This is a genomic window from Streptomyces niveus (genome assembly GCF_001723055.1).
Taxonomy (GTDB): Bacteria; Actinomycetota; Actinomycetes; order Streptomycetales; family Streptomycetaceae; genus Streptomyces; species Streptomyces niveus.
Window position 1 is genome coordinate 1 of sequence record NZ_MDCR01000417.1, and the last position, 7692, is coordinate 7692.

Genomic DNA, 7692 nt, shown 5'->3' on the forward strand with positions numbered 1-7692 from the left:
GGTGGGCTTCTCGGTGACCCGCCCTCCGACGGAGGCTCCGGGGGTGGGGAACTTCGCGGTGGGCGCGCCACCGCCGCCCATGAGGAAGTCGTCGGCGCTGGGGACCTGATGCGTCTGCTGCTGCGGGGTTGTCATCTGCGTGTGCTCCTGCTGGTTGTGATGGACACCGGCCTCGGTTGAGCCGGCGAGTTCATGGGTCAGGCGATGAGTGCCTGGAGTGAGGCGCCCGCGTTGGCCGACCCGCCCCCGGGGCAGCCCTGGCTGAGGTCCGTGCTGCCCGGCTTGAGGTAGGGGCAGAAGCGGCAGTTGGGCTTCTCGGGGATGGGGAAGTCGGCCCACCGCGCGGGGTTGGTCTCCGGGTCGAGGGTCATGACCTGGGCGCGGATGCGGTCCAACCGGGCGAGTGCGGTCTCGGCGACGGTCCGGTCGTAGGGCTCGGACCAGACGTGGACCTTCAGCTCGTGGTAGCGGGCGATGAAGACGATGACGACGCGTTCGACGTGCTCGCCGGCGTTCTCCTGGCCGAGCCCGTAGAGGTGGGCCTGGATTCGGTATTTCTCCCCGGGGCCCTGGCGGCGGTACTTGTCGTGCGACGAGGTGCCGACGAGTTTCCAGTCGAGGTTGGCGGCGATGAGCCGGTCGTAGAGGTCGGCGCTGCCGGCCAGGCGGGCGGACTCGACGGGGCTGTCGCGTACGGTGACCCGGTCCTCGACTTTGTAACGGCCTCCGCCGAGCTGTGTGTTGCGGGCTTCGAAGCGTTCGCCGATCCAGAGGTGGAATCCGGTGCCGATGATTGCGGCGATCGGGTCCCGGGCCGTGTTGGACTCGGGCCAGTCGTGGATCTTGTAGGCGAGCTGTCGTTCGCACGGCTCGCCGACCTCGGAGGGGCCGATGGCCTTCTGCTGCGACCGCGGACTGTTCGCGTCGGCGTCGAGGATGAACCGGCCGATGCCCTGCGCGAGTTTCTCGCTGTACTCGTCGTTGCCAGTGGCGATCATGCGCTGCCTTCCGGGGTGTTGGGGACATACACGCGGCGCCCGTTGATGTCGGTGGAGGTGAGGGCCCCGTCCTTGGCCAGCCCTCCGAGCTGCTTCCGGACGGTGTTCCGGCCGGCGGCGTAGGGGGATCCGTCGAGGAGCTGCACGGCGTGTTCGGTGGTGACGGGGCGTCCGTCTGCTCTTATGGCGGCGGCGAGGTATCCGCGCCGGGTGAGGGAGTCGGTGCTCATCAGTCGCCGTCCTTCCGGGTGTTGAGGCGGTAGCGGCGTCCGGTGTCGTCGCCGTGGCGGGTGAGGTGGCCGAGTTCGTCCAGGCGTGCGAGATCGCGGCGTGCCTCGTGGCGCGGCGTACGGATGTGCCAGGCCCGGTACAGCTCCTCGACGGGGCCGGTGGACCAGAGGCGGCGGCTGGCGGCGCGCATGTGTGCGAGGAGGCGCTCCTGCCGCGCGGTCAGCGGCGCGGACTCGGGCTCGCCGGGCTTGCGCCATTGGATCTTCAGGAAGCGGCGCGCGCCGCCGTACGCCTTGGACTCCATCTGCACGTTCAAGTCGCGCGGCATGGCGTGCCCGTGAAGGTGGGCGTAGGCCATCTGCTGTGTGCCGACCGGGGTGTCCTCGGAGGGCCTTCCCTCGGGAAGCCAGCCGCCGATCTGCATGTAGACGTGCCCGTAGTAGTCGGGGGCCAGCTCGGTGTAGGTCCAGCCGGAGAGGGTGATCGGCGGGTAGCCGGTGATGCTGATCTCGCCAGCGGGCACGTCGGCGTACGGCGGGGTGCTGGCGTCGTCGGGAGTGGCCGTCGGCACCGTGGTGCTGACCTTCTCCTCGGCGGCGGCGATCTCCGCGTCCATGTCCAGCGAGTGCCGCAGCATCTCGGCCGCGTGGTGCTGCCCGATGCCCTCCAGCCAGTCCGCGTTCCCCCGCGTCACCTTGTCGTGGTGCGCGTCCATGGCGTCGCGGAAGTGCCCGGTCCCGATGAAGATCCGTACGGCACCCCGGTCGAGCTTGGACGCCAGCTCCCCGACGGGCGCGCCCTCGCGGGCCTTCTTCACGAGCCAGGCCACGGTCTCGGTCTTCGCCTCGGCCAGCACCTCAGCGCGGTGGGCGTCGAGCGCGGCGCCCACCTCGTCCGGGGACCAGACGGTACGGCTGCCCTGCTCGATGGGGACCATCGCGCGGAGCTGATCGCGGGCGCTCATGACGCCCTCCGGTCCTGCTGCGTCGGGACGATCGCGACCTGCCCGGCCGCCAGCAGCGACGCCGCGAGCGCGCCGACCTGCCGGCCGTAGATGAGCTGCGACCCGCCGCCCAAGCTGTCGAGCAGCTCATCAACGAGCGCGTCCCGCTCGTGCACGGCGTGCGAGTCGGCGCCCTGGTGCCGGGCGGACCGGTCCAGGCCGGCCAACTCGCGGAGCTGGTCGGCGACACCGGTGGGGTCTTCCTCGAAGTCCCGTGCCAGCGCGACGAGGAGGGTCCCGATGCGGTGGGAGGAGTCCAGCTCCACCCCCGAGGGGGTGCGGCGCACGTGGATGCGGTGCGGCCCGTCAACGGGCGTCTGGTCAGCGGGCATCGGTGGCACCGCCCGTCGCGGTCACGTCGACCAGCACCGAGGACCAGCCCTCGGGCAGGTGCTTGGTGATCAGAGCGGTCAGCCAGTCCGGCCGGGAGGTGGGCGCACCGTCGTAGCTCTCGACTACGGCGCTGTCCCAGCCGAAGGAGCTGATCTCCTTGCCCGGGAGCCCGGACTTGAGGCGGCGCGGCCCGTGGACTGAGACGCTCACCCACTCGCGGGACTCGGTCGGCTTCACGATCCGGACGGCCCGCAGCTCGACCCGCTCCGGGATGACGATGCGGCGCGTGAAGTGGTCCGTCAGGTCCGACGCGCCCAACGCGGGGACGATCACGATGACTTCGGTATGGATCTCGTGGAACTCGAGGTCAGCGCGCATGGCGGCCTCCGTGGCGGCGGAACAGAGTGACGATCGGGTGGTGGCGGCCGTCGAGGACGGCGACCATGAGCGCGGCGCCGAGGCCGTACGCGGTGAGCGAGTACGCGATCCAGGCCAAGACCGTCACGACGCACCCCCCACGGCGCGGGGGCACCCCGCGCGGTGCTGCGGGATCCGGCATCCGGTGGCGTCCGCCGGGGCCGCGCAGGACGGGCACTCGGCGCGGGCCGCGTGCGAGCTGTCCTCGGCGTCGATCACCCGGGCGAACTTCAGCGCGGCGCCCGGGTCCCAGGTGCAGGACTCCGTGCCCTTCTGCTTCTCGTCGCGGCAGATACCGCGCTGGTGACCGGGGCTGCGGCGGCAGGTGTGTTCGTGCTCGGGGCACTGGCTGCCGCACTCGCCCCGGTGCACCGCCGCCAGCGGGAGGGCCCGCTTCGCCCCGGCGAACATCGCCGTCGGGCACGGATACGGCACCGTGTAGTCGGCGCCCCGCGCCAGCGCGGCCGGGTCGACACACACCGGGCACGGGCCCGCCGGCGAGTCCGTGTGCAACGCCCGAATCGCCTTGGCCGCCGACTCCCACTCGGCGACCTGCGCCCGGAGCTGGTCCCGCTCGGTCTCGGTGGCCAGCAGTCGCGACTCCAACTCGGAGTTCGCCGCGACAGCCGCTGTCAGCGCCTCCCGTACCCTCTCGGCCGCCGCCGCCGTCTCCGGGGACATGAGCATCTGCGCCCGGTCCACATCCAGCGCGATCCCGTACGCCGTCGACCGGCGCTGCTGCGCGTCGTGGATCAGTGCCGCCAGCGCCGTCACGGCGCGCGTCGTACTCACGACGTCACCTCCACGGCGTCCGCAGCCGCGTACAGCACCGCGACAGCCGACTCCGTCGAACGACCCGGCAGGTCACCCCACCCGTCGACGTGCGCCTCCAGGCTGAAGATGTCGCCGTACGCCGGCCCGTCGTCCAGCCGCAGTGCGAGCACACCGATCGCCTTGTTCGCCAGCGCGGTGTCCCTGTGCGGGTCCCCGGACGCGGCGCACTTCAGCGCGGCCACGATGCTCATGGGCCGCAGGAAGTGCGGGACACGCATCTCCTTGTCCCGGACGTCGGGCACGTAGTCGCCCTGGTACAAACCGTTCGCCGCCAGAACGCGCGCCGCAGCACGGAACACGGCCGACACGGTGCTCGGGCGGCGGGTCGGCAGCGCGACCCGCGCCGTACGCCGGTCCCCGCTCGGGAAGTTGGTCGGCGCGGTGGCCGGTGGAAGAATGGTCTTCACGGTGATGCCTCAGTTCTCTGTGGTGAGGTGATCCGTTGGGGTCGTTCCGGACCTGATCCGTCCGGGCGGCCCCGCTTCATGTGCGGGGTCAGGCGGTCGCGGCGAGCGCGGAGTTGTCCGCGTGCCACCTCTTCACCGCGTCGAGGTCGAACCGCCGCTGCGCGTTCTTCGCGCCTGCGGTCCGCAGCAACTCGACGGGCATCCCGGCCTCGATCCACTGAAGGACCGTCCAGTCCGAGACCCCGTAGTACGTCTCCAGCTGACGCATCGTCAGCAGCGGGATGAGACCGGCCGGGAGGGGGGTGACTCGGTCAGTCTTCTTCGGCATCTGACCTTGACCTTTCTTCAGTAACAGTTGAAGGTGGCGGCATGCGAAAGCCCCGGTGGATCTGCCAGTCCAGCCCTTCGGCGATCAGCCAGGCCGTATGTAGCTCGCAGCGCTTTCGCGCCGTACGCCCCGTGCCGGTGAGCCGGCCGATCGTGGCGGGGCTGACTCCGCGTCCGCCGGGATCGACCGCTCGGGTCTTCTCGGCGAGCTGGTCGAGGGTCAGTCCCTGTCGGCGCATCTCGTCGCGAAGTGGCTGGCCTTCGTCCTTGCGGAGCACTTTCGGCATGTGGTCCCCGTGCTGGTTGGGCTGGGTGTGCTCCTCTGGATGAGGTGCTGTGACATTTCTACAGTTACAGTCACAGCGCTGTCAACGAGATCTCCCGAGAACTTCCGAGCGGGAGTGTCGGGGTGGCGATCATCGAACGGGCGTTCTAGTGTTATGTCATATGCCAGCGCTTACGGCGCGTGGCGGGGAGGCTACGCGCTGAATCAGTTCGCGCCATGCTTCTACTTTTACTTGCGAAAAGTAGATGGCGAGGGGCAATCTTGGGGCCGTGGCAGACGAGGCGCAGATCCCCACTGAAGACCTCGCGCAGCTCCTCACGCGGCTGAAGGACAAGCACAAGGTCAGCGAGAGCGAGATCGCGCGACGCATCGACGTCTCTCCGGCCACGGTCAACAACTGGGTCCACCGCAAGCGGGGAACCGGCCGCGGCCCCAACCCCGAGAAGCTGAAGGCCCTCCACCGCGCCTTTCCCGACTTCTCTGAAGACGAGATCTTCGCCGCCGCCGGCCGTAAGACGCCCGGCCCGCTCGCCCCCGAAGCCGAGGAGCGCATCCTCGGGCTGGTCCGGGAACTCACCGCCGAGCAGCAGCAGTTCACCGAGACACAACTGCGTGCCCTTGTAGAGGGCAACCGTTCGACGCGCTCGTGAGTCTCTGTTAAAAGATCTCGTCACGGACCGTGTCTAACGGGTCGTCATCTTGAGTAACTATGGTCGCAAAATAGTCCACTCGGGGGTACGGTCGCCTGTACGGCCGGTGCCCTCCCCTCATCGGCGCAAGGGACCATTTCGCCTGCGCAATCGGGGGTCGCTATGTGCGTCCGTATCGCTTTCAGCCCGGCCGAGTCCTTCACGCCTTGGGACGCCGAAGAATGCGTGATCACGGTCCCCACCGACTTAACTCTCTGTCGTGCTGTCATCGTCGTCCGGGCGATTCTCGCCGAACTCGCCGTCGTGCAACCGGAGTTCGGTGCAGTCTGCTGGTGCGGGGCGGACGTTGATCTGCTGCCTCGCGTACCCGAGCAGAGACGGAGTAGCCAGGTGATCACCTATGGCGCGTAGAGCGGCGAACAACCCGAGGCAGCTGCGCAGCAAGACGTGCGGATGTGCCCTGTGTGCGGAGAAGTACTCCCTGGCGGAGCACGGCGAGCGGAAGAAGCGGCGTGACTGCCTCGGCAGCTGGCAGGCCCGCTACCGGGACCCTGACGGAAAGCAGTGTGGCCCGGTCTTCCCGACGCAGAAGGAAGCGCAGGCGCACCTCGACAAGGTACGCACGCAGGTCCGCGAGGGTACGTACCAGGACCCGAAGCGCGGCGCGATCACGGTCGACGCGTGGTACGCGATCTGGTGGCCGACCGTCACCATCAAGTCCGTCACGACTAAGAACCGGAAGCTGTCGGCATGGACCGTGCACGTCCAGCCGAAGTGGGGGCAACGCAAACTGAACTCCATCACCTGGATCCAGATCCAGGACTGGATCAGCAACGAGGTAAAAGGTCACGCAACGCAGAAGAAAGTGCTCGAACTACTGCGGCACATGATGGTCGCCGCACTCCGTGACCGGCGTATCCCCGTCAACCCATGCCTCGACATCGAGGTGTCGCCGGCCCCCGCGCGACACCCCGACGAGATGATCCCGCCGACCGCGGCGCAATGCGTACTCATTCGGCAGCACCTCACGGACTACTACCTGCCCCTTGTAGTGTTCGCCGAGGAGACCGGAATGCGGTGGGGTGAATACACGGGTCTGAGGGCCTGCAATGTGGACCTCCGGCAAGCCACGGTGAAGGTGAAGGAAGTTCTCATCGACGACCGTGGCACGATCCGGCGGAAGTCTGCCCCGAAGTCGAGGGCTGGTTTCCGGACCGTCCCGCTTACTCCGGCTGCTGTCGAGGCTGTCCAGGTGATGATGGAGCGCCTGCATCCTGCCATGTCGGAGTCGGCTATCGAAGACGGGATGCACCCCGAAGAACTCATCTTCCGAGGGCCACTGGCCGGGACCAAGAGGAAGAACAAGGACGGGGAGAAGGTGGCCCTGGACGGAGTTCTGACGAGGCCGAATTTCCGGAGGCACTGGATTCCGGCGATCAAGGCAGCAGGCTTGGCGCGCGAGGTGAAGAACCCGGAGACCGGGCGGATGGAGATCTGGCCGCGAGTGCATGACCTCCGGCACACCTTCGCCACCCGCCTGAAGGATGCGGGGGTCCCGGAGAAGGAGACTCAGGTCATCATGGGCCACGAGCGGGGCGGCAGGGTGACGTGGCTGTACCAGCACGCGGGGGCCGAACTGGTCGAGGAGGTCCGGGCTGCGCTGGTCACGGGGCGGCACCTGCGGGCCGTGTCGTGAGGGTGAATGCCGCACCGATGCCACATCGGTGCCACAATTCCCCCTCGGATGATCTAGTAGTTTCTCGGAAGTTCCCGTACCCGCAGGTCAGGGAAGCTCTCGGGAGTCCCCGGAAGTCCTCGGAAGCGCCTGGGTGGGATTTACGGGTTCTTACAAAGCAGATGTCGGCGGTTCGAAACCGTCCGCGCCCACCGAAGTAACCGCAGGTGAGACCGGATCCGGCCTCTCGTCCAGTGCATGGGCGGGGGGTCTTTTCCATGTCCGGGGCCGTCGGGGGTTCAACCGGACCCGCTGATCTTTGTCCGGCTTACCCCGTGCGGCGGTTGGCAAGATGGCGGGGAAATGGGTTGAGTTGGGGTGAAGTGCCGTGTTGTGTGGATGATCCGCAGGGGTGGCCGACCACCGCCCCGGGACGCGGTCGGGCCGGTGCGGCGCTGGGCGTCGTCGGGTGGTGTGGGGGAGTGGCGCGCGTGTGGACTGATGTCAGGCCGGCCGTCGGGCGGGGCGTTT

Annotated in this window: 12 protein-coding genes; 2 read left to right on the forward strand and 10 right to left on the reverse strand. The window is 68.5% G+C overall.

Features of this window, described 5'->3' with window-relative positions; translation table 11 throughout:
- Nucleotides 1-197 precede the first annotated feature (197 nt).
- The 10 genes from BHU15_RS35140 to BHU15_RS38860 form a co-directional block, all read right to left on the reverse strand.
- A complete protein-coding gene (locus BHU15_RS35140; protein ID WP_069630833.1) occupies nucleotides 198-998 on the reverse strand; it encodes a PD-(D/E)XK nuclease family protein in 801 nt (266 codons plus the stop codon).
- Nucleotides 995-1228 (reverse strand): hypothetical protein, encoded by a 234-nt coding sequence (locus BHU15_RS35145; protein WP_069630834.1) that lies wholly within the window; start codon nucleotides 1226-1228, stop codon nucleotides 995-997. The genes BHU15_RS35140 and BHU15_RS35145 overlap by 4 nt, the downstream gene beginning before the upstream one ends.
- Nucleotides 1228-2193 carry a hypothetical protein gene (locus BHU15_RS35150; RefSeq protein WP_069630835.1) on the reverse strand — a complete coding sequence of 322 codons (966 nt, stop codon included), beginning with the start codon at nucleotides 2191-2193 and terminating at the stop codon, nucleotides 1228-1230. Before BHU15_RS35150 ends, BHU15_RS35145 begins: the two co-directional genes overlap by 1 nt.
- Nucleotides 2190-2564: a hypothetical protein gene (locus BHU15_RS35155; RefSeq protein WP_069630836.1), complete on the reverse strand. Its 375-nt coding sequence runs from the start codon at nucleotides 2562-2564 to the stop codon at nucleotides 2190-2192. The genes BHU15_RS35150 and BHU15_RS35155 overlap by 4 nt, the downstream gene beginning before the upstream one ends.
- Nucleotides 2554-2943 carry a hypothetical protein gene (locus tag BHU15_RS35160; RefSeq protein ID WP_069630837.1) on the reverse strand — a complete coding sequence of 130 codons (390 nt, stop codon included), beginning with the start codon at nucleotides 2941-2943 and terminating at the stop codon, nucleotides 2554-2556. The genes BHU15_RS35155 and BHU15_RS35160 overlap by 11 nt, the downstream gene beginning before the upstream one ends.
- Nucleotides 2933-3070 (reverse strand): hypothetical protein, encoded by a 138-nt coding sequence (locus tag BHU15_RS40605; protein ID WP_171908515.1) that lies wholly within the window; start codon nucleotides 3068-3070, stop codon nucleotides 2933-2935. The genes BHU15_RS35160 and BHU15_RS40605 overlap by 11 nt, the downstream gene beginning before the upstream one ends.
- Nucleotides 3067-3774 carry a hypothetical protein gene (locus BHU15_RS35165; protein ID WP_069630838.1) on the reverse strand — a complete coding sequence of 236 codons (708 nt, stop codon included), beginning with the start codon at nucleotides 3772-3774 and terminating at the stop codon, nucleotides 3067-3069. Before BHU15_RS35165 ends, BHU15_RS40605 begins: the two co-directional genes overlap by 4 nt.
- Nucleotides 3771-4223 carry a DUF6197 family protein gene (locus BHU15_RS35170; protein ID WP_255293287.1) on the reverse strand — a complete coding sequence of 151 codons (453 nt, stop codon included), beginning with the start codon at nucleotides 4221-4223 and terminating at the stop codon, nucleotides 3771-3773. The genes BHU15_RS35165 and BHU15_RS35170 overlap by 4 nt, the downstream gene beginning before the upstream one ends.
- An 88-nt stretch (nucleotides 4224-4311) precedes the next feature.
- Entirely contained in the window at nucleotides 4312-4551 is a 240-nt protein-coding gene (locus BHU15_RS35175; protein ID WP_069630839.1) for a hypothetical protein, read from the reverse strand.
- Nucleotides 4535-4837 carry a DUF421 domain-containing protein gene (locus BHU15_RS38860; RefSeq protein WP_079128597.1) on the reverse strand — a complete coding sequence of 101 codons (303 nt, stop codon included), beginning with the start codon at nucleotides 4835-4837 and terminating at the stop codon, nucleotides 4535-4537. The genes BHU15_RS35175 and BHU15_RS38860 overlap by 17 nt, the downstream gene beginning before the upstream one ends.
- 268 nt (nucleotides 4838-5105) lie before the next feature.
- Between BHU15_RS38860 and BHU15_RS35180 the strand changes: the two genes are divergently transcribed.
- Both BHU15_RS35180 and BHU15_RS35190 read left to right on the forward strand, forming a co-directional pair.
- Nucleotides 5106-5486 (forward strand): helix-turn-helix domain-containing protein, encoded by a 381-nt coding sequence (locus tag BHU15_RS35180; RefSeq protein WP_069630840.1) that lies wholly within the window; start codon nucleotides 5106-5108, stop codon nucleotides 5484-5486.
- A gap of 400 nt (nucleotides 5487-5886) precedes the next feature.
- Complete coding sequence (locus tag BHU15_RS35190; protein WP_079128599.1) at nucleotides 5887-7182, forward strand: tyrosine-type recombinase/integrase; 1296 nt, start codon at nucleotides 5887-5889, stop codon at nucleotides 7180-7182.
- Nucleotides 7183-7692 lie beyond the last annotated feature (510 nt).

Coding starts and splice junctions, on each gene's coding strand:
- BHU15_RS35140 (WP_069630833.1), bottom strand. CDS start 998: ATGATCGCCACTGGCAACGACGAGTACAGCGAGAAACTCGCGCAGGGC.
- BHU15_RS35145 (WP_069630834.1), bottom strand. CDS start 1,228: ATGAGCACCGACTCCCTCACCCGGCGCGGATACCTCGCCGCCGCCATA.
- BHU15_RS35150 (WP_069630835.1), bottom strand. CDS start 2,193: ATGAGCGCCCGCGATCAGCTCCGCGCGATGGTCCCCATCGAGCAGGGC.
- BHU15_RS35155 (WP_069630836.1), bottom strand. CDS start 2,564: ATGCCCGCTGACCAGACGCCCGTTGACGGGCCGCACCGCATCCACGTG.
- BHU15_RS35160 (WP_069630837.1), bottom strand. CDS start 2,943: ATGCGCGCTGACCTCGAGTTCCACGAGATCCATACCGAAGTCATCGTG.
- BHU15_RS35175 (WP_069630839.1), bottom strand. CDS start 4,551: ATGCCGAAGAAGACTGACCGAGTCACCCCCCTCCCGGCCGGTCTCATC.
- BHU15_RS38860 (WP_079128597.1), bottom strand. CDS start 4,837: ATGCCGAAAGTGCTCCGCAAGGACGAAGGCCAGCCACTTCGCGACGAG.
- BHU15_RS35190 (WP_079128599.1), top strand. CDS start 5,887: ATGGCGCGTAGAGCGGCGAACAACCCGAGGCAGCTGCGCAGCAAGACG.